At 63.9% G+C, this 24,382-nt stretch carries 17 protein-coding genes, 1 pseudogene and 1 CRISPR repeat array; of the genes and pseudogenes, 7 read left to right on the top strand and 11 right to left on the bottom strand.

Going from position 1 to position 24,382, the window contains the following annotated elements; all coding sequences use genetic code 11:
• Positions 1–11: 11 nt before the first annotated feature.
• Positions 12–195, top strand: a pseudogene (locus EPL01_RS02790) (transposase); the annotation flags it as partial.
• A 151-nt stretch (positions 196–346) separates the two neighbouring features.
• On the opposite strand, the gene EPL01_RS02785 reads toward EPL01_RS02790, so the two are convergent.
• From EPL01_RS02785 to EPL01_RS21390, 3 genes are all read right to left on the bottom strand, one after another.
• On the bottom strand, positions 347–1,309 hold the full coding sequence (locus EPL01_RS02785) for an AAA family ATPase (protein ID WP_135823739.1): 963 nt from the start codon (positions 1,307–1,309) through the stop codon (positions 347–349).
• 57 nt (positions 1,310–1,366) lie between these two features.
• Positions 1,367–2,065, bottom strand: a complete 699-nt coding sequence (locus EPL01_RS02780) for a helix-turn-helix domain-containing protein (protein ID WP_135823738.1) — start codon at positions 2,063–2,065, stop codon at positions 1,367–1,369.
• A 123-nt stretch (positions 2,066–2,188) separates the two neighbouring features.
• On the bottom strand, positions 2,189–2,365 hold the full coding sequence (locus EPL01_RS21390; RefSeq protein WP_168215787.1) for a hypothetical protein: 177 nt from the start codon (positions 2,363–2,365) through the stop codon (positions 2,189–2,191).
• Positions 2,366–2,566: 201 nt separating this feature from the next.
• On the opposite strand from EPL01_RS21390, the gene EPL01_RS02775 reads away from it, so the two are divergent.
• Together EPL01_RS02775 and EPL01_RS02770 are read left to right on the top strand one after the other, a co-directional pair.
• Positions 2,567–2,899, top strand: coding sequence for a hypothetical protein (locus tag EPL01_RS02775; protein WP_135823737.1), 333 nt, complete (start codon positions 2,567–2,569; stop codon positions 2,897–2,899).
• A 126-nt stretch (positions 2,900–3,025) separates the two neighbouring features.
• Complete coding sequence (locus tag EPL01_RS02770; protein ID WP_135823736.1) at positions 3,026–3,580, top strand: DUF7344 domain-containing protein; 555 nt, start codon at positions 3,026–3,028, stop codon at positions 3,578–3,580.
• Positions 3,581–3,854: 274 nt separating this feature from the next.
• Here the strand turns inward: EPL01_RS02770 and EPL01_RS02765 are convergent, their stop codons facing one another.
• A complete protein-coding gene (locus EPL01_RS02765; RefSeq protein ID WP_135823735.1) occupies positions 3,855–5,003 on the bottom strand; it encodes a tyrosine-type recombinase/integrase in 1,149 nt (382 codons plus the stop codon).
• A 365-nt stretch (positions 5,004–5,368) separates the two neighbouring features.
• On the opposite strand from EPL01_RS02765, the gene EPL01_RS02760 reads away from it, so the two are divergent.
• Both EPL01_RS02760 and EPL01_RS02755 read left to right on the top strand, forming a co-directional pair.
• Positions 5,369–7,192 carry an SLC13 family permease gene (locus EPL01_RS02760; RefSeq protein ID WP_135823839.1) on the top strand — a complete coding sequence of 608 codons (1,824 nt, stop codon included), beginning with the start codon at positions 5,369–5,371 and terminating at the stop codon, positions 7,190–7,192.
• Positions 7,193–7,359: 167 nt separating this feature from the next.
• Complete coding sequence (locus EPL01_RS02755) at positions 7,360–7,782, top strand: DUF7992 family protein (RefSeq protein ID WP_135823838.1); 423 nt, start codon at positions 7,360–7,362, stop codon at positions 7,780–7,782.
• 98 nt (positions 7,783–7,880) lie between these two features.
• Here EPL01_RS02755 and EPL01_RS02750 read toward each other — a convergent pair whose 3' ends face one another.
• The 3 genes from EPL01_RS02750 to EPL01_RS02740 form a co-directional block, all read right to left on the bottom strand.
• Positions 7,881–9,311 carry an outer membrane protein assembly factor BamB family protein gene (locus EPL01_RS02750; RefSeq protein ID WP_135823734.1) on the bottom strand — a complete coding sequence of 477 codons (1,431 nt, stop codon included), beginning with the start codon at positions 9,309–9,311 and terminating at the stop codon, positions 7,881–7,883.
• Positions 9,312–9,379: 68 nt separating this feature from the next.
• A complete protein-coding gene (locus EPL01_RS02745) occupies positions 9,380–10,147 on the bottom strand; it encodes an SDR family oxidoreductase (protein ID WP_135823733.1) in 768 nt (255 codons plus the stop codon).
• A gap of 199 nt (positions 10,148–10,346) precedes the next feature.
• A complete protein-coding gene (locus EPL01_RS02740; protein ID WP_135823732.1) occupies positions 10,347–11,555 on the bottom strand; it encodes a CBS domain-containing protein in 1,209 nt (402 codons plus the stop codon).
• A 203-nt stretch (positions 11,556–11,758) separates the two neighbouring features.
• On the opposite strand from EPL01_RS02740, the gene EPL01_RS02735 reads away from it, so the two are divergent.
• Positions 11,759–12,787, top strand: a complete 1,029-nt coding sequence (locus EPL01_RS02735; protein WP_135823731.1) for a Gfo/Idh/MocA family protein — start codon at positions 11,759–11,761, stop codon at positions 12,785–12,787.
• 5 nt (positions 12,788–12,792) lie between these two features.
• Here the strand turns inward: EPL01_RS02735 and ppsA are convergent, their stop codons facing one another.
• Complete coding sequence (ppsA, locus tag EPL01_RS02730; RefSeq protein ID WP_135823730.1) at positions 12,793–15,204, bottom strand: phosphoenolpyruvate synthase; 2,412 nt, start codon at positions 15,202–15,204, stop codon at positions 12,793–12,795.
• A gap of 197 nt (positions 15,205–15,401) precedes the next feature.
• A CRISPR array of direct repeats spans positions 15,402–18,459; the repeat unit is 30 nt; unit sequence GTTTCAGCAGAACCCTTGTGGGTTTGAAGC.
• A 399-nt stretch (positions 18,460–18,858) separates the two neighbouring features.
• On the opposite strand from ppsA, the gene EPL01_RS02725 reads away from it, so the two are divergent.
• On the top strand, positions 18,859–19,050 hold the full coding sequence (locus EPL01_RS02725) for a hypothetical protein (protein WP_135823729.1): 192 nt from the start codon (positions 18,859–18,861) through the stop codon (positions 19,048–19,050).
• Between the two features lie 273 nt (positions 19,051–19,323).
• Here the strand turns inward: EPL01_RS02725 and EPL01_RS02720 are convergent, their stop codons facing one another.
• The 3 genes from EPL01_RS02720 to EPL01_RS02710 all read right to left on the bottom strand — a co-directional run bounded on the left by EPL01_RS02720 (position 19,324) and on the right by EPL01_RS02710 (position 24,273).
• Positions 19,324–20,703 carry a Cdc6/Cdc18 family protein gene (locus EPL01_RS02720; RefSeq protein ID WP_135823728.1) on the bottom strand — a complete coding sequence of 460 codons (1,380 nt, stop codon included), beginning with the start codon at positions 20,701–20,703 and terminating at the stop codon, positions 19,324–19,326.
• 943 nt (positions 20,704–21,646) lie between these two features.
• A complete protein-coding gene (locus tag EPL01_RS02715) occupies positions 21,647–23,011 on the bottom strand; it encodes an outer membrane protein assembly factor BamB family protein (RefSeq protein ID WP_210424054.1) in 1,365 nt (454 codons plus the stop codon).
• A complete protein-coding gene (locus EPL01_RS02710) occupies positions 23,008–24,273 on the bottom strand; it encodes an outer membrane protein assembly factor BamB family protein (RefSeq protein ID WP_135823727.1) in 1,266 nt (421 codons plus the stop codon). The genes EPL01_RS02715 and EPL01_RS02710 overlap by 4 nt, the downstream gene beginning before the upstream one ends.
• Positions 24,274–24,382: the final 109 nt, after the last annotated feature.

The raw sequence follows: 24,382 nt of genomic DNA, 5'->3' as shown, positions 1-24,382 counted from the left end.
TTTACTCAGCTACGAAGGACCGCTACATCATTCTCGACGACACATTACCGAGAAAGCCGGGGATGAAGTCCCGGCGTCGGTCGCTTCTACAATCATACCGAAGGTGATACTGTTTGGGGCCAAGACTTCGTCTACGCCTTCTACGCTGATGACAAAACGGAGAGTGTCATAAAAATCCTACACACCAAACAAGAATCGCTCAGTGCAACCTCCGTATTCAGCACGCCCTCGATAATATCTTTTGTACTTGGCAAGAAGTTCCCCGATTAATTCGCACCACGAATCGTGTCCGGAGCTACTGTCAGACGGACGGTTTCGGCCGGGCATCGAAATCGGAAAGTGGAGTTCACTTCGCCCGCTTAACTGTCGGAACGGACACCTCCGAGAGAACGTCCTCGACGATGTCGTCCCGACCGACCGCGTCCACCCGAGCGTCGGCGGTCAGGACGAGCCTGTGGGCCACGACCGGGCGGACGACCGCCTTCACGTCGTCGGGGACGACGAAGTCTCGGCCTTCCAGAAGCGCCCGAGTCCTCGCGGTCTCGAACAAGCGTTGGGTGCCTCGCGGGGAGACGCCGACCTGCGTCCGGGGGTCCTCGCGGGTGCCTCGGGCGATGTCCACGACGTAGGACTTCACGTCGCGGTCGAACTCGATTCGCTCTACGAGCGACTGAATCTGCTGGAGTTCGGTGGGGTCGAGCTGGCGCTGGGCGCTCGGGGCGCGGTCGTGGCGGGCGTCCCGGCGTTCGAGGAGTTCGAGTTCGCCCTTCTCGTCGGGGTAGCCGAGGCTTGTCTTGACGAGGAAGCGGTCCTTCTGGGCCTCCGGCAGGGGGAAGGTCCCCTGCCCGTCCTCGACGGGGTTCTGCGTGGCGATGACGACGAAGGGCTGAGGGAGTTGGTGGGTCTCGCCGTTGACCGTCACCTGCTCCTCCTCCATGGCTTCCAGCAGGGCGGCCTGTGTCTTCGGCGAGGCGCGGTTGATTTCGTCCGCGAGGACGACGTTGGCGAACAGCGGGCCGCGGTTGAACTCGAACTCGCGGCTCTGCTCGTCGAAGACCTCGGTCCCGGTCACGTCCGAGGGGAGGAGGTCCGGCGTGAACTGGATGCGCGAAAAGGAGAGGCCGAGCGCGGTGGCCATGCTCTGGGCGGTCAGGGTCTTGCCGGTGCCGGGGACGTCCTCCAGCAGGACGTTGCCCTTCGCCAACACGCCCGAGAGGATTGTCCGGAGGGTCTCGCGCTCGGTGATGACGGCGTTCGAGATGGCGTCGAGAACGTCGGTGCAACGGCGACTCGCTTCGGACGGGTTCATGGTCCACGCTTAGTGGGACAGCTACGTAGTAATGCGATTGCTAACTGAAGGAAGTCCTCAGGAGTCGCGGGGGAGCAAGGTGTTCCCGACGAGTTCCCCGGTCGCGCGCCGGAGGTGTTGGGAGACCGCGGAAGTCGAGAGGTCGAACTCCTCGGCGAGGTCGGTCTGGGACACCTTCCGGGGCACGTCGAAGTAGCCCGATTCGTAGGCGGTCCGGAGGATGCGCTCCTGTTCGGTACTCAGGCCGTAGCCGTGGTTGCGTTCCAGACCGTCGGTGTCGGTGATGCGCTCGACGCCGAGGTCGATGTCGGCGTCCCGGCACCCGCGGACGAACCGGACCAGCGCCTCCCTGTCTGGCAGTTCCATCCTGACCGTCCACCCCTCGCTGGTGCCGCTGGCGTCGTGAACGTAGGCCTCGGCCGAGTCGAGCGGGGACAGACGCTCCCGGCCGCGGGCCGTGAGTTCGACGCGGTACACCCGGCGGTTCGGCAGGTCGGTGACCAGCGTCGGGCGGGCGACGGTCGGGTCGTCGGCGAGGGCCTCCTCGAATGCCGCAGAGTCGCCGCCGAACCCGGCGACGAACACCCGGTCGGTGCCGAGAATCGCCGACTGGGGACGGACCGACGTCTCCGGGGCGTCGTCCAGCGCGGGCACCAGCGGCAGTTCGGGATGCGAAAGCTGGACGCGGGCAAAGACCTCGTAGGGGCGGCGTACCACGTCCGAGTCCGGTCGCTCGTCGTCGCCGTCCCGAGTCATCGTCCGTCGGTCGTGGCCGGTAGTTCGCACACGTGTTCCTGTCGGTCGGGGGTCGGTCGAGGTCGATCCGTTTGGGGTCGTATCGGTGGGGCGGTTCGGTAGGGTCGTGTCAGTCGAGGGCCTTCAGCGTCGCTCGATGCGGGTAATCTCCACCATCCACTCGGTGTCCTGTCCGGAAGTCACGTCGAGCGAACGCGGCGTCTCGACGTTACTCCGGCTGGCGGTTCGCAGCAAGTCCGCGAGCGCGGACTCGAACTCCTCGGTGGTCATGCCGTCTGCGGGGGTGTCGGTTTGGCTCACGTCTCTCTTCCCTCGCAAATCGCCAGACATCGAGGTGTGTTAAATCGGCGCGACCGTTGTCGGGCGTTCCGAGGCCTTAGCAACCGCATATGCTCGCTTCGTCGGGGGCGGCCTCACCCCGGGTCGTCCGGAGATAGCACTCGTTGAACCGGACAACGACACCTCATACTTAAGTCCGAACCTGTGGACGTACTGGACAGAATGAGTCGGCCGCAGGAACCACCAGACTCGGAATGGGGTCGGCCTCCGGAACTCGGGCCAGCGGGAGCGGGCGGTGGGGACGAGGACCTCGCCCGGCGCATCCGCATCGCCGTCGAGGACGCCGGGACGCCGATTACCGTGAGCAAGCTCGCAGAACGCCTCCACGGCGCTGACGACGCCATCGACGACGCCACCGAGTACGGCGACCTCCACGAAGCGTTGTATCGGGACTACCTTCAGGCGCTCGACGCCGAGACGGACCTCGTCTTCGACATGGAACTCGGACTGGTCTATCCGTCGGATTCGACCGCCGAGGAGTTCGGCGGCGGGTAATCGCTCCCCGGACTCCTCGCCGCGCCATTCTTGACAACTGTTGCGAACGTCGTTGCAGCAATCGGCGAGCGCGTTAACTGCACGATAGATAAGGGAGTACGGTCCCTTTACTCGGATATCTCGGGGATGAATCTGAAATCGAACGAGGCCAGACCGGGCGACCGAAGGAGTTACGACGGCCAGTCGCGCGAGGAGTGGGACGACGACCAGACGTACGAACTGCTCGCCAACCGGCGACGGCGCGAGTGCGTCCGGTACCTCGCGCGCCGGACCAGCGACGAGTCGGAGACGGTATCGGTGCGGGACCTCGCCGACGGGGTCGCCGACGCCATCGCGGGCGGCGAGTCGGCCCCCGAGAACCTCCGCCAGAGCGTCTACACCTCGCTGTCACAGCACCACCTCGACAAACTCGACGAGTGCGGGGTCATCGAGTACCATCCCGACTCGCGGTCGGTTTCGACCGGCCCGAACTTCGAGACGATACGCCGGGTCTCGACCGACGCGACCGCCGAGCGCCGCGTCGGCGCGATTCCGCCCTGGACCAGCGCGCTCACGCTCGCGGCGTTGCTTCTCACGGCGACGGCGTATCCGCAACTGCCGACGCTCCCGGTTCTCGGGGTTGCCGCGCTGAATCTAATTCCGGTCGGCCTGTTCGTCCAGACGCGCTTCGCGGGGGAGTGAGTCTGCGGTCGGAGGAGTCGAGGTTAGAAGGATATAATTGTTGTCTTAAGAAATTATATTCTATTCTTTCCATATCTAATTATTTCTTTATCGCGCTGATTTCGTACCGTCCGGCAAGACTCCTCGACGGTATTCGAGGCCTTTCCACCCTAGAGAACGATATATCTGAATACGGTTTATTTCAGGATTAGCTAGTCGTCTGCTTCTTCGGACTGCGCTTATCTTCTGTATCCTCGGATTACGCCCTCCTGCGTACAGATTCACTCGACTCTGTTCAGTTGTCGAGTTCGTCGAACGCCTCTCCGGCCTCCTTCGCCGTCTCCTCGGCGGTGATGTTCTCGTAGGCCTTCATCGTCGTGTCCGGATTCGCGTGTTTCAGGTGCTTTTGGGCCCACTCCAGACCCTTCGTCCGAAGGAGCGCCCCACCGGCACCGCGTCGGCCGCCGTGGAGTTCCAGATACTCGCCGTCCTCGGTGTCGAGGCCGGGCACGTCTGCGGCCTTCGAGAGGCGTTGCATCAGGTTCCGCGCTCCGGCGGTCGTCAGCGCGGGCGGGGCGATTTCGTACTCGTAGCAGATTTCCAGCGCCGTCGCGTCGTCCCGAATCTCCTCGATTTCGCTCTCGTCGTGGCCCTCGGCTTCGAGGCCCGCCGTCGCCGCCGACGCGAGCGACGGCGCGTGCAGGGTCGGGAAGACCGGCCACTCGTCGTTCGGCGGGTCAAAGACCTGCTTCCAGCGGTCGAGCGCCCGGACCGCCTGTTTCGGGACGCCCGTGTCGGTGTACTCCTGCTTGCCCTTTTCGAGGATGGTCATCGTTCCGCCGTCGAGGTCCACGTCCCGCCAGCGCACGCCGTCGCGGCGGTCGTCGTTCCGGTCGCGCAGGACCTCGCCGCCCCGGACGCCGGAGTAGCCGACGGTGGCGACGAGCGCCCGGTCGCGGGCCTCGGCGAGGGCGTCTGACCCCCGCTCGTCTATCGCCTCGTAGGCGCGCTCCTCGACGTACGCCACGATGGCCTTCCGTTGCTCCGGCGTCCAGAACTGCTGTTCGTGGTCGGCCTGCTCGTCGGCGTCGGGAAGCGGTTCGTCGGCGCGGGCGCTTTTGGCCGGGTTCTCGGCGAGGTAGGGCCGTCGCTGGCACCACGAGAGGTAGGCTCGCACGTAGTCGTAGTACTTCCGCGCCGAGGAGGCCGCGAGGCCGTCGCTGTCGTCGGTGCGGCGTTTGAGGTGGCGCGCGTAGGCTTCGAGGTCCGTCACGTCGAGCGCGGCGAAGGTGTAGGTACTGCGCTCGTCGTTGGTCCACGCGACCCACTCGCGGACGACGCGCTCGGCGTTCCGGCGGTAGTTGCCCGAGTCGTTGCGCTTGCTCTTGTCGGTGAGGAAGTCCGAGAGCGGTGCGTCGAGCGGCTGGTCAGTCTTCGTAGGCATGGTGTTTCTAATCGCTGAGTCGGGGGTTTTGCTGTCGAGAGGCCGGTTCTGCACGATTCGGCGGTTTCGTGCGCCACCGAGGGCGCGGTCCCACTAAAATTTACTCGTGATTCCTGCGCTAATCACAAGTGCATTCGTTCGAAGAGAGATATGGACCGAGAGCGCCGCAAAAGCCCGAAATCTTCTGAATCGCGGGAGAGAATGCATTTTTAAACCGTATTTAGCTATACGGAATTTGTGGCGGGGGAGTCACAGCCGATAGGGATACCAGCCCTTTTCCCTCGTTAGCGAGTCTGTACAGTATGTCCTTCTCTCCGATTTCTCAGGCGACTCAGGGATTGGCCTCGACACCGGTGACGGCGGAGATGCTCGTCGTCTTCGCTCTCATTCTCCTCGCTCTCGTACTCTTTGCGACCGAGCGGTTCCCGATCGACGTCACCGCCATCCTAATAATGGTGTTGCTGATGGTGCTCGAACCGTGGACACAAATCACTCCGCGGGAGGGGATTTCCGGGTTCGCAAACCCGGCGACGATCACCGTCTTGGCGATGCTCATCCTGAGTACGGGCATCAACCGAACCGGCATCGTCCAGTTGATCGGCCGGAAGATGGCCGCGTTCGCCGGGGACGACCGGCGCAAGCAACTCGCCGCAACGGTCACCGTTACCGGTCCGGTCTCCGGGTTCGTCAACAACACGCCGGTCGTCGCAATTCTCGTGCCCGTCATCGCCGACCTCGCGCACGAGGGGAACACCTCTCCCTCGAAGCTGCTGATGCCGCTGTCGTTCGCGTCGATGCTCGGGGGGACGCTCACACTAATCGGGACATCGACAAACATCCTCGCCAGCGATATCGCGGCCCAGCTCGGTGCGGAGTCGCCCGGACTCGGGCTACACGCGTTTGGAATGTTCGAGTTCACCAAACTCGGTGTCGTCGTCTTCGCCGTCGGGACGCTCTATCTCATGACGGTTGGCGTTCGACTGCTCCCCGAGCGGATTCCCGCCGACGAGGACCTCGTCGAGGAGTACGCTCTCCAAGAGTACCTCGCTGACGTCGTCGTCCCGGCGAACTCACCGCTTATCGGCCAGACTGTCGAGGAGGCGCTCGGCGACGACGACCTCGATATCGACGTGTTACAGCTGATTCGCTACGGCGAGCGGTTCGACGAGCCGCTCGCTCGAAAGGAGATTCACGAAAGCGACACGCTCCGACTCAGGACGAACCGAGAGACACTCGGGGACATCATGGATACGGAAGGCCTCAGACTATCGGGCGGTCCGCGAACCGAGGACGACCTGCATCCATCGGAGGAGGAGGAAGAGGAGGACGAACCCGTTCTCGTCGAAGTCGTCATCCCGTCGGGGTCGTTTCTCGTCGGCGAAACGCTGGCGAGTTCGTCGTTCCGACAGCGTTACGACGCGAACGTGCTGGCCTTTCGTACCCGTGGAGACGTGGTCCGGGACCGGTTCGAGGACATCCGTATTCGCGTCGGCGACACGCTCTTGGTTCAGGCACCGCCCGACAGCCTCACTCGACTCGTCGATAACGAGGACTTCATCGTCGCCCACGAGTTCGACGAGGTGACCTACCGGAGCGAGAAGATTCCGTTCGCGGTCGCCATCATCGCTGGCGTGGTCGCACTGCCAGCACTGAACGTCCTGCCGATTGTCGTCTCGGCACTTGCAGGCGTCGTGGCGATGGTCTTCACCGGCGTCCTCGAGCCGACCGAACTCTATTCGTCCGTCGAGTGGAACGTCATCTTCCTCCTCGCTGGCGTCATCCCGCTCGGCATCGCCCTGCAGCAGACGGGGGCCGCAGCGCTGCTCGGCGATGCCGTCGCCTCAACGGCGACGTTCCTGCCAGCGATTGGCGTCCTGTGGGTATTCTATCTAGCGACCGGGCTGTTGACGAGCGTCATCAGCAACAACGCGAGCGTCGTGTTGATGATTCCGGTGGCCGCCAACGCCGCCCAGTCGATCGGGGCGAACGCCTTCGCGTTCGTCCTGGCTGTCACGTTCGCGGCCTCGACGGCGTTCATGACGCCGGTGGGCTACCAGACGAATCTCTTCGTCTACGGCCCCGGCGGGTACACGTTCTCGGACTTCATTCGGGTCGGCGCGCCGTTGCAGTTCCTCCTCTCTATCGTCACTGTCCTCGGAATCGCGTTCTTCTGGGGCGTCCGCGTATGAGCTAGTTCCCACGGGATGGCGACTCACCGGAGATCGGATTCGGAGGTCGGCGATGAGGGCGATGGGGGAGTCGAATCGTTACCCGACTTTATTGTTCTGCCGGTGTAACGTTTCGTATGGCACTCGATGTAGCGGTTCCGGAACCACCAGACCTCTCGAACCGAGGGATGCCGCGCGAGTTCGAGTGGCAGGACGAGACGCTCGGGTCGGAGGACTTCTACCGCGAGGACCTCGAAGACCTGCTCCAAGAGGGCGCGTGGAAGGAAGGGTTCGACGAGTGGGCGGACTACACGGACCTCGACGAGGAGCACGTACGAACCGTCAGCGACCTCGGCTTGTTTCAGGCGTTCGACTTCTTCTGGGACCCCACCGAAGACCGGCTTCGCTCCGACGCCCCGACGATACCGGACGACTGGCGGGAGCGAGACGCGACCGAGTCGCTCGATTCGAGTACGGTTTCGATGATCGACACTGCGTTACAGGACCTCGGTCGAGCCGTACAGGAGACACTAGAGGACTACCTCGAACGGAACGACGAAGCGTCCGATTTCGGCTGGGGCGAAGAAACGTACGGCAAACGAGACGAGTGAGTACCTATTAGCGGGTTTTTCCGACCCGACACGTCGAGGAGACTAGACAAAGAGAACGGGAGATAGAAAGCTGTAGATGGGAGAGTGGCGATCTGGCGTCAAGAATAGAATACGACGCCGTTGCCGGTAACGAAGAGGGCACCGGCCTCGGTACACACCGGCCCGTGATGAGTCCACCCCTCGAACGCGGTGCTATCGCGGACAGTCCCGGTTCGGGCGTCAAGGCGGAGCAGGCGGTTCGAATCGTGCTCGCGGTTCTCGGCGACGAACACCGCTTCTCCCGCCGCGGTCGGCGGTGTGACCCACGTGTCGGTTCCCCCGGCGACGCGCGTCCAGAGCACGTCGCCGGTTTCCGGGTCGAACGCCCGGATGCGGTCGCTGGCGGTGGTGTAGGCTTCGAGGCGGGCCACCAGCGCGGACGAGGTCAGCGCCCCGAGTTCGTAGGAGGGTTGGGCGTACTGGTGTCCGGGGTCCCCCGAACCGAACAGAGTGTCCTGTTCGTGACGCCAGACCTCCTCGCCGGACTCCAAGGAGACCGCCACGAGCGGGCCGTCGAATATCGTCACGTAAGCGAAGTCGTCACCGAGGACCGGCGGGCCGTCAGCCATCTTTGGAATCGTGGTTTCCCACGTCACCGCACCCGTCGCCGCGTTCAGCGCGACGAGCGACCCCGAAGCGTCCTCTCCCCCACCGCGCGAAACGTAATAGGCGGTGTCGCCCTTCACGGCGGGAAAGGGGGTGAGAGAATCGACATCGAGTTGTGTCTGCCAACACTGTTCGCCGGTTTCGCTGTCGAGCGCGACCACAGTCTGTCCGTCTTCGCGGACGGTTGGGTCGTCTAACAGAACCTTGCCGTCGGCGAGTCCGAGCGGCGGCGCGTACCCGTGGAGGTCGCCTATCGAGTCAGACCAGCGTTCCCGTCCATCGACCATTCCGAGTGCGAGCGCCGTCCGACCCCGGTCTTCGATGTTCGTGTGGTAGTAGACGCTCTCGCCCGCCGCGACGACGGGACGAGCCTCGCGGTCACCCGGAAACGGGACCCGCCACGCTCGCTCGCCGGTCCGGAGGTCGAACGCGAACAGCGACTCTCGGTCGTTCCCTTCGACGGCGGCGACGAACGCCACGTCGTTCGCCACGGCCGGTGGGCCGTGGTTCGAGACGCCCCAGCTAACGCGCCACTCCTCGGTCAGCGATTCCGGGGCGGTACTCGCGGGTGCCGTGGCGGTGTGTCGCCGGTCGTGGTTCGGGAACGACCACTCGTCGTCCTCGACGGCGACCGGGAGCGCGTCGCAGTCGGGTGGTGCAAACGGTCGCGCACCGACGAGGTAGCCCCCCGTGCCGCCGACGAGGAGGCTTCCCCCCGCGGCGGCGAGGAGCCGACGCCGGGAGAGCGCCGATTCGGTCGTCTCCGCTTGCTCGGTCGAAGTGGCCTCGCTCTCGGTCGGGGACGCCTCGCTTTCGGAAGTTGGCTGTCGATTTTCGGTGTCGGTATTGGTATCGGTTCGACCCGAATCTGGCGTGGAGGGCATTATCTACGGTCACGGCTTGTTCGGATCGGAACTTCAGTCTACGGAATCAGCAGAGATTGGGGGAAAAATTATCGGGTGTAGGTGTACCCGCCGTCCACGACCAGCGACTCGCCGTTGACGTACGACGAGAGGTCGCTCGCCAGAAAGAGCGCGGCGTCGGCGATGTCGTTCGGTTCGCCCAGTCGGCGCGAGGGAATCGACTGCTCGAAGGCTTCGCGGCCCTGTTCGCCCATCTCGGCGTCGTCCAGCATCGCCGTCTCGACGCCGCCGGGGTGGATGGCGTTGACACGAATCCCCTCGGGACCGAGTCGGTGGGCGAGCGCGTAGGTCAGCAGGCGGAGCGCGCCCTTCGAGACGCAGTAGGTGACGTACCCGCCGTTACCGACCAGACCGGCGACGCTGGAGACGTTGACGATGCTCCCCTCGCCGTGTGCTATCATCTCGGCGGCGGCCGACTGCGCGCCGAAGTACGCGCCCTTGACGTTGACGTTCATCAGTCGGTCGTACTCGTCGGGCGTGACCTCGAAGAACTCCTCGTTGCGGAAGATGCCCGCGTTGTTCACCCAGACGTCGAGATTTCCGAGTTCCTCGGCCATCTCGACCGCCGCGTCGAGGTCGTCGGTGTCGGTCACGTCGCACTCCACGAACGCGGTCTGGCGGTCGGTCTCGTCGGCGATGAGTTCGTGGGTCGGCGTGCCGCCCTCCCGCGGTTGCTCCCGAACGTCGGCGACCACCACGTCGCCGCCGTGGTCGGCGAAGGTCCGCGCGATGGCGCGTCCGATGCCGCTGGCCCCGCCGGTCACGACTGCGACGCTGTTTGCTAGCAGTTCACGCATACCGCGCCTAGACGGGATTCGGCGTGATAACTCTGTGTCAGACGCTAGTAGTATTGGGGTAGAAGTGCAAGTGTCTGAGTTGGTCGGGACAGAAGTGCAAGCGTCCGGGTCGATTCGGTTTCGTCCCCACCATATCTCGGGGTACGCTGGCGTCCTCAACGTCGGTTGCGGCAGTTCGAGGGCGAGGAGTCACCAGCGCTCAGCGCCGTCGGGCGCTCCCGGCCAGCCACCAGCCGAGGAGTTTTTCTTTCTCCTCGGCCGAGGGGTGCTTCTTACTTCGGGCGTACTCCTTGCCCTCTAGCACCTGCCGTTCGAGGACGTTGCTCGCCAGTCGGAGCGCGTGAGCGGCCCCGTAGCCCTCGCCTGTGCCGACGAAGTGGCCCTTGTCGGTGAACAGCCGGATTCGCGCCAAGATGAGCGGCGTCCCCCGGAAGGTCTCTTTGTGTTCGTGGAGGTAGACGTCGGCTTCGAGGACGGACAGCTGCCGGTACTTGTCCGCGATTCGCTCTATCATCCCGGAGACCTCCTCGCGGGTGATGTCGTCCATCAGGTCGATGCCGATGATTCGAACGTCGAGGTGGTCCTCGTCGGTCACCGTCAGCACGTCGAGCGCGTCGGTCTTTGTCACGATGCCGACCGATTCCCCGCCGGTCGTGACCACCAGCGAGGAGACGCCCTCGGCCAGCATCGTCTCGACCGCCTCGTCGAGTCCCGCGTCGGGCGACGTGGTGAGAACCGGCTCGGACATCACGTTCCGGACCGGCAGGTCTAACATCCGGTCGAGGTCGCCGCGGCGCTCGCCGAACCCGCCGTGAGAGCGGCCGCCGACCGAATCGAACCGGGGCGGCGACCCGCCCTGCTCTTTGCGAATCTCGCGCCCCGAGAAGTTCACCACGTCGAAGAGGCTGGCGACGCCGACCGCTTCGTCCTCCTCGACCACCGGGAGGTGGGTGATCTTGTGTTCGCGGAGGAGGTGAAGCACCTCCCCGAGCGTGGTCTCCGGGTGGGCGGTGACGAGGTCGCGGGTGTAGACGTCCTCGACCGCCAGCACGTTCAGGAAGGGCGCGACCGCTTCCAAGACCGCATCGGCGGTCACGACGCCCCTGAGGTCGCCGTTCTCGAACACCGGCAGGAGTTGGACGTTCCCGCCGACCATCAGGCGGGCGACCTCCCGGACGTTGGTCGAGGGAGTGACCTTGGCGACGTGCCAGACCAAGTTGCGGGCCTTCTCGTCGGGCGGGTGACGACCGGAACTCAGCTGTCGGCGGGTAACCAGTCCGCGGTACTCGCCGTCGTTAGTGACGACGACGGCCCGTAACGGCTCCTCGAACGCGCCGAGGAGTTCCGAAACCGGGGTGTCGGAGTCGACGGTCTCGAACTCGGTCGAGACGATGTCTCGGATGTCCATGGGGAATCAGTCAATCGGATACGAGCCGAGACGAATTGAGCGTTTCCCACTAATTCTGGTAGGTTTTAGTATAAATATATATTTCTTTTGGGATTGTTTCTATTTCTTTCCGCCGCGTTAGGTCCCGAGGCGGCGCGAAATCGAGGTGCGGACCGTGCGCTACGACACCCCACACTTTTACTCGTTGACACCGTCGCGGGCGTATGGCCGTGGGAATCGGTGCGATCGGGGTCGGGGGAATCGGCCACTTGGAACTGAACTTCCTCACCGAGCTGGGGAACGTCGAAATCGTCGCCGCGGCGGACGTCTCGCCGGGTGCCCGCGAGGTCTTCGAAGCCGAGTTCGACGCGCCCGCCTACGGGGACTATCTCGACTTCTTGGAGGCTCACGCCGGGCAACTCGACGGCGTTCTCATCGCAACGCCCCACGCCTACCACTACGAACAGGCGACCGCCTGCCTCGAAGCGGGCGCGCACGTCCTGCTGGAGAAACCGATGGTCGTGGACGTCGCGGACGCGGTCGCGCTCGAAGCGACCGCCCGCGAGCGCAATCGCCTCCTCCAAATCGGTTACCAGCGACACTACCACCCGGCGTTTCGGGCGATGAAGAGCATCATCGACAGCGGGCGCATCGGCGACGTTCACACCGTGGTCGGCTACATCGGGCAGGACTGGATTACGCCCCATCGGGGCACGTGGCGGGTAGACCCCGAAATCTCCGGCGGCGGGCAACTCTACGACACCGGGTCGCACCTCGTGGACGCGCTGGTCTGGATGCTCGGCACTCCTCGGAGCGTGACCGCCTCTGTCGAGTACGCCACGCCGGGCATCGACGTGAGCGCGGCGCTCACGGTTCGATTCGAGCGCGAGGAGGGGCCAGTAACTGCGAGCGTGGCGGTGACGGGCGACGGCGTGGCGATGGACCCCCGTGAGGGTTACGTCGTCTGGGGCACGCGCGGGAGTCTGGTCTACACGGGCGACGACCTCTACGTCGAACACAAGGGCGCGACCAGATACCCCATCGAGAACGGACTGCTGTCGAACTTCGACGCGGTGACTCGCCGAAAGGTCCGGAACTTCGCGGACGCGATTGCCGGGCGCGCGGAGCCGATGGTCCCGGCGAGCGAGGGCGTCCAAGTCACGGCGCTGACCGAGGCGGCGTACCTCGCTAACGACGAGGGTCGGGCGGTGGACGTGCAGGAGTTGCTCTCGGAGGCGGGCGCAGAGAGGTGAGCTTTTCAGTCGCTCGCATCGCTCTCGTCCGTCCCGCCCTCGTCCGTTCCGTTCCCGTTCGTTCCGCTTCCGTCCGTCCCGCCCTCGTTCGTCCCGCTCTCGTTCGTCCCGCCCTCGTCCGTCCCGCCCTCGTCCGTCCCCTCCTCCAACTCCGCGACCCGGACTATCGTTTCGAGCGCCACGTCGGGCGTCACCGAAATCGAGTCGATACCGGCGTCCAGCAGGAACTCGACGTACCCCGGCACGGTCGAGGGCGCGTCGCCGCAGATGCCCACCCGGCGGTCGGCGTCGTGGGCCGTCTCGACCAGCGAGCGAATCGAGCGCGTGACCGCCTCGTCGTCCTCGCGGAACAGCGAGGCCAGTTTCGCGGAGTTGCGGTCGATGCCCAGAACGAGTTGCGTGAGGTCGTTCGACCCGACCGAGAACCCGTCGAACACCTCGGCGAACTCGTCGGCCCGAATCACGTTCGAGGGGAGTTCGGCCATCACGTACGCGTCGATTTCGTCGGTATCGAGGCCGAACTCGTCCATTAGGTCAAGCACTTTCCGCCCCTCGTCGGGGGTGCGACAGAACGGAACCAGCACGACGAGGTTGTCCAGACCCGCGTCCTCGCGGACTCGGCGCAGGGCCTCGCACTCCAGCGAGAAGGCCTCGCGGAACTCGGGGTCGTAGTAGCGCGACGCGCCGCGCCACCCGAGCATCGGGTTGGCCTCCTCGGGTTCGTACCGATTTCCGCCCCTGAGGTTGCGGTACTCGTCGGTCTTGAAGTCGCTGAGTCGGACCACTACGTCCTCGGGGTGAAAGGCGGCCGCGATTTTGGCGATGCCGGTCCGGAGGCCCTCGACGAATCGCTCGCGCTCGCGCTCGCCCTGCTCGATGGCGTAGAGGGGGTGGTCGCCGATTGCCGACGTTATTATAAATTCTTCGCGCGCGAGACCGACGCCGTCCACCGGAAGCTGGGCGAGCGAGAACGCGCGGGAGGGTTCGCCGAGAATCAACATCACGTCGGTCTCGGTGTCGGGTATCTCCTCCAAGCGATTCTCGCGGACCTCGTAGTCGAGTTCGCCCTCGTAGACCCGGCCGGTGACCTCGGTGCAATCGACGGTGACGGGCGTGCCGTCGCGCAGAACCTTGGTCGCGTGTTCGGCCCCGACGACGGCCGGAATCCCGAGTTCGCGCGAGACGATGGCGGCGTGGGAGGTCTTCCCGCCGTGTTCGGTGACGATGGCCGAGGCCTTGCGCATAATCGGCTCCCAGTCGGGGTCAGTCGTGTCGGTGACCAGCACGTCGCCCGCCTCGAAGCGCCGCATCTCCGTGAGGTCGCGCATGATTCGCACCGGGCCGGAGCCGATGGCGTTGCCGATTGCGACGCCTTCGAGGAGAGTCTCGCCCTCCTCGGTCAGGTGGTACTGGCGAATCGCGTGGTCCTCCGCGCTCCCGTGGACCGTCTCGGGGCGGGCCTGCACGACGTAGAGTTGGTCGCGCTCGCCGTCGTAGAGCCACTCGATGTCCATCGGTCGCCCGAAGTGGTCCTCGATGGTCTTGGCGTGGCGCGTGAGCGCGCGGATTTGCTCGTCGGCCAGCGCGTACTGCTCGCGCTCTGATTGGGGGACCTCCTCAACCACGTTGCGGTCCTCGCGCCACACCATCCGCGAGGCCTTCTCGCCGAGGCGCTTCTCGATGATTCCCTCGGTGGGCTTGAACGCGACGTAGCGGTCGGGGTTGACCCGACCCTGCACGAGGAGTTCCCCGAGGCCGTACGCGGCCTCGATGACGACCGCGTTCTCGAATCCCGTGTCGGGGTCGATGGTGAACGCCACGCCAGAACACCCGCGGTCGGCCCGGCCCATCACCTGCACCGGGCAGGCGAGTTTGACCTCGCGGTGGTCGAACTCCCGGTCGGCCCGGTAGGTTATCGCGCGGTCGGTGAACAGCGAGGCGTAACACCCCTTGACCGCCTCGATGAGGTCCTCCTCGCCCGAGACGTCGAGGAAAGTCTCCTGCTGACCCGCGAACGAGGCGGTCGGGAGGTCCTCGGCCGTCGCGGAGCTTCGGACCGCGACCTTCGGCTCGTCGGTCCCGACCTCGTCGGCGAGTCGGCGATAGCCCGCGAGGACCTCCTCTCGGAGGTCCGCGGGCATCTCCGCCGACTCGAACAGTCGCCGGAGTTTGGCTCCTCGGTCCTGTAGCGCCTCCACGTCGTCGAGGTCGAGGTCGCCCAGTAGCTCGTCTATCGACTCGCCGAGGCCCGCCGCCGAGACGTAGCGGTCGTAGGCCGCCGCGGTCGTGGTGAACCCCGGCAGAGTCGGCACGTCGGTACTGGCGAGTTCGCCGAGATTCGCGCTCTTTCCACCCACCCGGTCGATGTCGTCCGACCGTAGCTCCTCGAGTGACAGTACGAATTGGTCGTCCCCCATGTGAACCCCGTTGTTCTTCTTCGGGAAGCGCCTTAAACGGGGGTCCTCGGTCGGAGAGGACCTCGGCTGGGTCTCGGTTTGGTTCGCGGAGTCAGATTTTCGTCGACCCCCTGGGGTTCAGCGGGGTATTGGCGGTCGACGAAAACACTTGTATGGGTTCGGCCACGAGAGGCGGATAGGCCGGGAAATCCGGCATGGTTTCAGCAGAACCCTTGTGGGTTTGAAGCTGGGAAACGACGACCGGCACGGGTGAGAATACCGGGGTTTCAGCAGAACCCTTGTGGGTTTGAAGCCTCGTCGGGGCGGTCGCTCTCGTTGGCGGCGTTGGTCTCGTTTCAGCAGAACCCTTGTGGGTTTGAAGCACACTACCGCGACCGACAAGACGGTCGTGAATCGGGTTTCAGCAGAACCCTTGTGGGTTTGAAGCTCGACCTCGACCATCCGCACGTCGTCGCTGGCCGTTGTTTCAGCAGAACCCTTGTGGGTTTGAAGCGGTTTGTTCTCGATGATGTACTCCGCGCCGTACTGGTTTCAGCAGAACCCTTGTGGGTTTGAAGCGGTGAATTACTCGGCCGAGCATCTCACCGTGCGCTAGTTTCAGCAGAACCCTTGTGGGTTTGAAGCTACGGGTGGCGCGCGCTCGGGTTCGCGTCGGCGGCCGGTTTCAGCAGAACCCTTGTGGGTTTGAAGCGGTGTAGGTCGCGGAAAGGTCAACAGTACCCGACGTGTTTCAGCAGAACCCTTGTGGGTTTGAAGCGAGGACAGCGCCCGACCGGCCAGCCCTGCGACGCCGGTTTCAGCAGAACCCTTGTGGGTTTGAAGCCCCTGCTCCACGAAATTCACGGTTATGCTACTCGCGTTTCAGCAGAACCCTTGTGGGTTTGAAGCACCGAGGACGCCGAGAACACCAGCGGGACGACGAGGTTTCAGCAGAACCCTTGTGGGTTTGAAGCGGCCTCGTGTGGGTCTTCCGGGTCATCGTGCGGCGTTTCAGCAGAACCCTTGTGGGTTTGAAGCCACGGCATCCCCCGCGACGAGATCCGCCAGCAGTACCGGTTTCAGCAGAACCCTTGTGGGTTTGAAGCCCCGATGGGTCCGAGTCCAACCGGTCGCGCACGTCTGTTTCAGCAGAACCCTTGTGGGTTTGAAGCCGAGGACACTTTTGCCCGCGCCGGTTTCGCCCCCGATGTTTCAGCAGAACCCTTGTGGGTTTGAAGCGTTGAATCCGCCCCGCTCAGCAATCCACCCGTTCACGGGTTTCAGCAGAACCCTTGTGGGTTTGAAGCTCCCATCTCGGGGGACAAGTCCCGACGAACCACAAGTTTCAGCAGAACCCTTGTGGGTTTGAAGCAAACGGTAATCTCGGTGGGGGGTTCGGGTGAATTTGTTTCAGCAGAACCCTTGTGGGTTTGAAGCTCGATAGGTGTCAGTCCGAGTATGCGACAGCAGGTTTCAGCAGAACCCTTGTGGGTTTGAAGCAGCGCGTACGACGAGGACTTCGCGGTGCTGTTGGCGGTTTCAGCAGAACCCTTGTGGGTTTGAAGCGGGAGACACAATCCCGTTCCGGACCCTCGGGACGGTGTTTCAGCAGAACCCTTGTGGGTTTGAAGCGTGCTAGCCGGTGACTAGACGACAAGAGGGATACAGCGTTTCAGCAGAACCCTTGTGGGTTTGAAGCCAAGACCGGACCGACCGAGAACACGGAGCGTGGTCCGTTTCAGCAGAACCCTTGTGGGTTTGAAGCCTTCGGCCAGACGTTCGCAACCTCGATCCCCTGCCAGTTTCAGCAGAACCCTTGTGGGTTTGAAGCCGCGGGACCGTCGAGAAGGCCGGGACCACCCCCGCCGGTTTCAGCAGAACCCTTGTGGGTTTGAAGCTTACGCGGTTGGGTCGAATTCATTCGTGCTTCACCTGTTTCAGCAGAACCCTTGTGGGTTTGAAGCGGTATGTCGCGTCCCATAGTCGTGGCCACGGACCGAATGTTTCAGCAGAACCCTTGTGGGTTTGAAGCAGGCCGCACTCGCGCCGTACGCGAAGCCCGGCCGTCGTTTCAGCAGAACCCTTGTGGGTTTGAAGCGGCCCGGAATCGAGCGTTCATACGACGTAGTCCTGTTTCAGCAGAACCCTTGTGGGTTTGAAGCTCCCCCGTAGTTGCCCTGTGCGCCGGTCACGCCGGTGTTTCAGCAGAACCCTTGTGGGTTTGAAGCCGGGTCGCATACCCCCGTCGAGGAGGTCGCGTCCCCTGTTTCAGCAGAACCCTTGTGGGTTTGAAGCAGCACCTCCTTGTAGAGGCCCCGCGAGTCGGTCTCGGTTTCAGCAGAACCCTTGTGGGTTTGAAGCCCGTGGAGTTGCCCGATAGCGTCCACGGAGACGGTTTCAGCAGAACCCTTGTGGGTTTGAAGCAGGTCGTCGGGCCACTCCCGGTCGGTCTCGCGGGTTTCAGCAGAACCCTTGTGGGTTTGAAGCCCGTGGAGTTGCCCGATAGCGTCCACGGAGACGGTTTCAGCAGAACCCTTGTGGGTTTGAAGCGCAATCTGCAACCCGAGTTCGATGTTCTCGCGCGAGTTTCAGCAGAACCCTTGTGGGTTTGAAGCGCCCTCGACCGGGTCGGTCGGCGCGCCAGCCTGCACGTGTTTCAGCAGAACCCTTGTGGGTTTGAAGCGAGGCTCGCCGCGCCGCCGGTCATGTGGTAGACGTGGTTTCAGCAGAACCCTTGTGGGTTTGAAGCACGTTGGCGCTCCGGCAGTTGGCGAAGAAATCGAGGTTTCAGCAGAACCCTTGTGGGTTTGAAGCACTTGTCCGCCGTCCGGCGGCTGACCGGATTTGGTGTTTCAGCAGAACCCTTGTGGGTTTGAAGCGGCCGGGGCGACAAGCCGGAGATTGGCGACGCAGACGGTTTCAGCAGAACCCTTGTGGGTTTGAAGCTCATGTCGCAGTCTACAGACTGGGGGCTAAAGATAACCGTTTCAGCAGAACCCTTGTGGGTTTGAAGCGTGAGTTGCTCCAGCCAGAAGTCTTGGTAGGCGTGTTTCAGCAGAACCCTTGTGGGTTTGAAGCCTCGACCGGCCGCTGTTCCGGCCCGACGACGCATACGTTTCAGCAGAACCCTTGTGGGTTTGAAGCTCGGGTGAAGGCTCCGCGCCCGCCGAGTACGGCCACGTTTCAGCAGAACCCTTGTGGGTTTGAAGCCTCGTTTGGGTGGCGAAGCGCGGGCGCGTGGTGCAAGTTTCAGGAGAACCCTTGTGGGTTTGAAGCCTTCTGGGTCGCGTACTCGGGCGGGTTCTCCCAGTTTCAGCAGAACTCTCCGAGGAGTCACCCGCGGTGGAACATATCCTGACGCATCCGCAAAAGACCACCACGCAAATGATTCCATTTGTTTCCAGAGCATACAGACAATCTACGAACATAATAACATTGCTAAGAGACCACAGACTGTGGTCTAGCCGAGGAGAACACCGGAACCACGATTGGCAGTCCTCCGACAGTCCTCCTCTGGCCCGAACCCGTCGAACAGGTGAAACCGGGAAACCGACGCCCCGAGCGCGGGTCGGCGGGTTTTAACGAATTTAAGATTACTCTAGCGAATGCGCTATGGTTTTACTATATGCTATCCGCTATGGAACATATTTACGGGTCCAGACCGTCCATTCGTCTATGGCCGCGAGCGACTCACCGCCGATTGGACTCTCCCACCCGACCGTCGAGAAGCCGAAGGACTCCTCGTCGGGACGCGGACGGCGCGAGCGCGTCACCTGCGTCGATTGCGCGTACACGGTCGAACTCGGCGACGACTTGCCGCCAAAGTGTCCGGAGTGCGGCGGCGCGTTGACGTTCGACACGTCGTAGCGCGGGGGAGACGTTGGCGGAAACGTCGGTCGGAGTCTATCTTTCAGAGTTTTTCGCTCAGTGCGGAATGCACCGAGAGAAGCATCCCTATCGCTCGCGTGTAATTGCCGGATGGCAAAGTATTATTCTGGTGTGTTATAGCATACCGAAATGGAGGGCGCGCTGAACGGGAGTCAGCTATCGCCTGTCATCCCGGGCTGGTATCCCGTCACCACTACCCAAACTGGACCTTCTCGGGAGGACTGCGCCCCGAATGAGGACTGCGCCCCGAATTCAGGATTCGACCAGCTTGACGATTTCCCGGCGCATGTCGCCGCCGATGGGGATGTCCGCGAGTCTGCTGTCGAGGCCGACCGACTGGAGGATGAGGTTCGAGTCGTCGAGTAGCGAGAGTTTGAGGTAGGTGCCCTCGCGGTAGCCGTCGCTGGTGCGGTCCATGTCGATGATTTTGAGCGTCTCGTACTCCCGGAGCTGGTCGGTGATGCGCTTCTGGCCGAGTTCGTCCACGTTGATGGCCTGCGCGAAGGCCCGATAGACGCGGTACATCTCGGTCGCTTTGAAGTACGACCGGTCGGTGAACTCGTCCATCGCGGCCAGCGAGGCGATGGCGATTTTGGCCTGCGTCGGACAGCCCCGAATCAGGTCCCGGATGCGCGTGACCTCGGCGTCGTCGTTCGCCGAGCGGACGTGTTCCTCGCGGACCTCGTCGGCGTCCTCGTCGCGGGCGATTTCGCCCGAGAGGCGAAAGAGGTCGAGCGCGCGCCGGGCGTCGCCGTGTTCCTGCGCGGAGAACGCCGAGCAGAGCGGAATCACGTCGTCCGAGAGGACCCCGTCCTTGAAGGCGTCGCGCCGTCGTTCGAGGATTTCGCCGAGTTGGTTGGCGTCGTAGGCGGGGAAGACGATTTCGTCGGGCGAGAAGGAACTCTCGACGCGCGTGTCGAGTCGGTCGCCGTACTTCAGGTCGTTGCTGATGCCCAGCACCGTCATCCCCGCGTCGATGTCGTTCTCCTCGCCAGCGCGCGAGAGTTGCATGAGGAGTTTGCTGTCGTCGGCCTCCTCTGGGGGCATACCCGTGTTGAACTCGTCGTTGGGCGCGAGGCGGTCGATTTCGTCCAGCACCACGATGACGGCGTCGTAGAGTTGGTTGATGATGTCCCAGAGGCGGTCGTAGTACGCCCCGGTGGCGATGCCCGAGGCGGGAATGGAGACGCCGGTCTCGTCCGGTCGGTTGAGCGATTTGGCGAGGTTGATGACGGTCTGGGTTTCGGAGCGGCGCTGGCCGCAGTCCACGATTGCGCGCCCGACTCGGACGTCGTTGTCCCGCGCTCGCTGTTCGACTTCCCGACTGACGTACCGCGTGACGAGCGTCTTTCCGGACCCGGATTTGCCGAGCAGGAGCGTGCCCTTGCCGGACCCGCCGTCGAGCGTCGATTTGAGGCGGCGCGCGACGGTCTCGATTTGCCGGTTTCGGCCGACGATTTTGTCCTGATTCGGCACGTGGTCGATTCGGAGCAGGCTCTCGTCGGTGAAGATGGGGTCCTCCTCGTTGAGGACTGAGAGGGGGTCGTCGCGCTGTTCGGTCCGCGAGTGAGCGACGGCCCCGTGTTCGGCGGCGTACTCGCCGAGCGTTCGTTGGTCTACGCTGTCGGCCATACACCGGATTTCAAATGAAATCGCCTTAGTTCTTTCTCGTCGGGGAAGTCTCGGTATCGAGGTGTTTTCAGCGCGAGAGGAGGTTCGAGCGGTTGTCTGCTCGCAGAACCAACTGTTTCCGTGTCCGCCTTTTTTAGTCGTCGTTCGTGGATGTTTTCCCGGTCGTCCTTCGTGGGCGTTCTGCAACAGGTCATGGATAGAATACATCAGGTTCGACACCGGGTTTCAAATGAAGTCGAGGGCGAGGTGAAGTCGGGGTGAAGTAACGTTGAGGGTGAAGTGAAGTTGAGGGTGAGATGAAGTCGAGGGTGAAATCGGAGGCGAGGAGTAAAGTCAAAGGTGAGGAGTGAACTTGAGGGCGAGCGGAAGGAACTCGGCCGACACACACACACCAGATTTCAAATGAAATCCGATTTTGCGGCGGGGAGGGGTGGAGGCCGGGTCGGCGTGCGCGAGAACTCGGGAGCGGCCGAAACACCGGCAAATAGCAGTTTGAGACTACGGAACGCGAGTTTTCGTTTCAGATGGAGAGCTATCGCTCACTTCGCGTTATTATATAATTAACTGTTTAGGTAAAGTAGTAGTAAGAGAAACGAATGTAGAGAAGCCAGCACAGCAGACGACGTGATATTCACGCCTTCCAATTCGACCATTTAAGTGAAAACCGCCATGGAACTCGCTCTGGCCTCCCCGACACCAGAACCCCGACCCTTCTTCACCGCCAATTCATTTGAAATCCGGTGTGGGTCCCCTCATTCAGAGCGACCCCTTCTCGTCTGATTTCGTCGTCTCGACTTCCTCCCGCTCACTCCATCCCACCCGCTCACCCCCATCTCACCCGCTCACCCCATCCCACCCGCCCACTTCAAACTACATCCTACCCACTCACTTCAAACCAATTTCATTTGAAATCCGGTGTGGGGGAGAAAAGAGACACCGGCGACTACCGACCGCCCGTCGGGAACTCCGCGACCGCACCGGCATCCACGTACGAAACGTACAGCGACTCGTCTGTCGCCCCCCGATTCGCCGTCGCCAAGGCGAGCCGACTGTGCGACTCGGGTTCGTAGCGCCACCGGGTCTCCCCGGAGTCGGGCGCGACTGCGACTAACTCTCGTTCGGCGGAGACCACGACGACCGCGCCGACGGCGACCAACTCGTCCACGGTCGGCGCGTCGGTGACGACCTTCCAGCGCCGGGTCCCGTCGAGGCCGAAGCAGTCCACCCGCGCGAGGCTTCCGCCGTCCGGGTCGTTGACCTCGCTCCCGACGAACACCGCGTCGGCGGTCGGTTCGATGCTCTCGACGTCGTACCCGGCACTCGCGCGCCAGACGACCTCGCCGGTCTGGCGATTCAGCGCGACTACCTCCTCGTTCGAGTAGTCCTCGTTGTGAACGACGACGTACACCTGCGGGCCGAGTCGCGGCAGTCCGTCGATTTCCTTGTCGAGGCGCGCTCGCCACAGGACGCTCCCGTCGTCTGGTTCGTACGCCGCCACCACAGACCCCGTCACCGACCCGTATCCGTCCGTCGCTCTCCGCGCGACGATGACGAGTTCGTCCTCGGCAACGACAGTCGGGTACGACGACCACGCTTCCGTCTGCCAGCGAACGCTTCCGTCGCTCGGCGACAGCGCGGCGACGCGCGTTTCGAGGTCTGCTGGCACCTGCACCGCGAACAAATCCGCGGTCAGGCCCGCAGTCCGGTAGGAGTTGGCGACGGGCCGCTCGAATCGCTTCTCGCCAGTCTCGGCGTCGAACCCGCGAACTCGCTCGTCGTCGCTTCGAGAGTAGGGGTCGAGGTCCACGAGGAGCGACCCGGCGCGGGCGATTGTCCGGCGCTCGTCGAGGCCTTCGCGGTGCCACAGACGTTCTCCTGTAGGATTGACGGTATAGAGGTCTCCGTCGGTGCTGTGGACGTGGTAGGGGCCGCCCCGTTCCGGAACTGCCGGACGCGCCTCGATGGGGCCTCCGGTCTCGACCCGGAACTCGGCCGTGCCGTCACTCGCGCGGATGCCGTGGAGCGCCTTGTCCTGCGCGCCGACGAGGACCTGCCCGTCGGCGACGACCGGCGGACTCGCGGCGCTCGCGTTCGGGATGTCGTATCGCCACGTCGGTTCGACGCTTCCGCCGAGCGATTTCTCGACTGATTCGCGGAGCGAGGAGAGCGAACTGCACCCCGCGAGCGACAGGGACCCGGCGGCGGCGATGCTGCCCAGAAGTTCGCGTCGGGAGGCGTAGCTTCCCAGCACCTCGCGTCGGGAGGCGTACGTTTCACCGTCCGACCGGTCCGAACGCTCTCCCGTCACGCCTCCAGCACCTCCTCGCCGAGTCGCGCCAACTGATACGCCTGGCCGAGGTAGACGCCGTCGCCGATTGCCGCGGCCCAGCGCACCTGCCCGCCGTCGGTGTAGCCCTCGAATCGGTACTCGCTGACGAGCGTCCCGTCGGTGTCGTGGACGTACAGAACCGTCGGCGAGAAGGGAACCGTCCCGCTGGTGCCTCGCTGTCGCACGTCGCCGCCGACCAGCGTCACCAGCTTCGCGTCGGGAAGCGTCGTCCCACCGTCCGTCGTTGGCCCGTCTGCCATCGTCGTCCCACCGACTAGCGTCGGCCCGGACGTTATCGCGTTGGCGGTCTCGGTCCGCCAGCGTCGCTCGCCCGTCTGGGCGTCGAACGCATACAGGTAGTAGTCCGCCCCGCCGACGAACACCCGGCCGTCGGCGACCAGCGGGGGCGTGAAGACCGCGTTCTGCAACGCCCCGCGCCAGCGCAGGTCGCCGGTTCCGGCGTCGAACGCCAGCAACTCCTCGGTCGCGCTTCCGACGTAGGCCGTGCCGTCAGCCACCGTCACGCCCGACATCGGCGCGCCGACTTCTACCTTCCATTGCTCCGTTCCGCTGGCGTCCACGCGCCGGAGCGTCCCGTCGAGGAGCGGCACGATGACGCCGACTTCTCGGCCGTCGTCTCCTTCTCCCCCGCTGCCGTGGTCCGCGGCGGGCGCTCCCGCAATCGAGGCCGGGAGGTCGTGGCTGTACCGGCGCTCGCCGTCGGCCGCGGCGAACGCGACGAGTCGGTCGGGCACGTCGTCCTCGGTCCCGGAGGCGGGAACCACCACGCTCTCACCGGCCGGGACCGGCGCGAACTGGACCGCGCCGGGGTCGGCCCGGTCGAGTGCCCGAATCCCCGTCTTCCAAGCGATTTCGCCCTTTCGGTAATCGACAGCGAAGACCTTCTCTGCCTTCGAGAACACGTAGGCGAACTGCTCGTCCGCGCCGACCGGCGAGCTCCGACCCTCCTCGGCGGAGACTCCCCACCGTTGTTCGCCCGTCTCGGGGTCGATTCCGGCAATCATCGGGTCGTCGCGGTGGTGACTGCGCGAGCCGAAGACGAGCGGACTGTCTGGTGGTTCGACGCCGGGGGTTGACTTTCTGAGGTGGGTTCGCCACGCCGTCGGCGTCGGAAGGCCGTCGTCGTCGCCCGTGAACCCGCGGAGGCTGCTACAACCGGAGAGACCGACCGCGAGCGCCGGGAGGGTCTTGAGTGCGTCGCGTCGCGTGTGGAGGACCATCGTCCGCCGATTCCGAGCCGCCCGGTATCAGTTTTGTCCTCTGGTTGGCACCTTCCGCCCTGAACGCCCACGCTGATTTGACCCCACCCTCCAAAGTTTCTGGACAGTT

The sequence above is a fragment of the Halorussus ruber genome (genome assembly GCF_004765785.1).
Lineage (GTDB): Archaea > Halobacteriota > Halobacteria > Halobacteriales > Haladaptataceae > Halorussus > Halorussus ruber.
This window is presented reverse-complemented; position numbering and strand designations above follow the sequence as displayed.

What these genes read in the sequence shown, in the direction of transcription:
- EPL01_RS02720 (WP_135823728.1), bottom strand. Translation starts at nt 20,703, where the DNA reads ATGGCCGACAGCGTAGACCAACGAACGCTCGGCGAGTACGCCGCCGAA.
- EPL01_RS02710 (WP_135823727.1), bottom strand. Translation starts at nt 24,273, where the DNA reads ATGGTCCTCCACACGCGACGCGACGCACTCAAGACCCTCCCGGCGCTC.
- EPL01_RS02735 (WP_135823731.1), top strand. Translation starts at nt 11,759, where the DNA reads ATGGCCGTGGGAATCGGTGCGATCGGGGTCGGGGGAATCGGCCACTTG.
- EPL01_RS02755 (WP_135823838.1), top strand. Translation starts at nt 7,360, where the DNA reads ATGCCGCGCGAGTTCGAGTGGCAGGACGAGACGCTCGGGTCGGAGGAC.
- EPL01_RS02765 (WP_135823735.1), bottom strand. Translation starts at nt 5,003, where the DNA reads ATGCCTACGAAGACTGACCAGCCGCTCGACGCACCGCTCTCGGACTTC.
- EPL01_RS02785 (WP_135823739.1), bottom strand. Translation starts at nt 1,309, where the DNA reads ATGAACCCGTCCGAAGCGAGTCGCCGTTGCACCGACGTTCTCGACGCC.
- EPL01_RS02770 (WP_135823736.1), top strand. Translation starts at nt 3,026, where the DNA reads ATGAATCTGAAATCGAACGAGGCCAGACCGGGCGACCGAAGGAGTTAC.
- EPL01_RS02745 (WP_135823733.1), bottom strand. Translation starts at nt 10,147, where the DNA reads ATGCGTGAACTGCTAGCAAACAGCGTCGCAGTCGTGACCGGCGGGGCC.
- EPL01_RS02760 (WP_135823839.1), top strand. Translation starts at nt 5,369, where the DNA reads ATGCTCGTCGTCTTCGCTCTCATTCTCCTCGCTCTCGTACTCTTTGCG.
- EPL01_RS02750 (WP_135823734.1), bottom strand. Translation starts at nt 9,311, where the DNA reads ATGCCCTCCACGCCAGATTCGGGTCGAACCGATACCAATACCGACACC.
- EPL01_RS02725 (WP_135823729.1), top strand. Translation starts at nt 18,859, where the DNA reads ATGGCCGCGAGCGACTCACCGCCGATTGGACTCTCCCACCCGACCGTC.
- EPL01_RS02775 (WP_135823737.1), top strand. Translation starts at nt 2,567, where the DNA reads ATGAGTCGGCCGCAGGAACCACCAGACTCGGAATGGGGTCGGCCTCCG.
- EPL01_RS02780 (WP_135823738.1), bottom strand. Translation starts at nt 2,065, where the DNA reads ATGACTCGGGACGGCGACGACGAGCGACCGGACTCGGACGTGGTACGC.
- ppsA (WP_135823730.1), bottom strand. Translation starts at nt 15,204, where the DNA reads ATGGGGGACGACCAATTCGTACTGTCACTCGAGGAGCTACGGTCGGAC.
- EPL01_RS02740 (WP_135823732.1), bottom strand. Translation starts at nt 11,555, where the DNA reads ATGGACATCCGAGACATCGTCTCGACCGAGTTCGAGACCGTCGACTCC.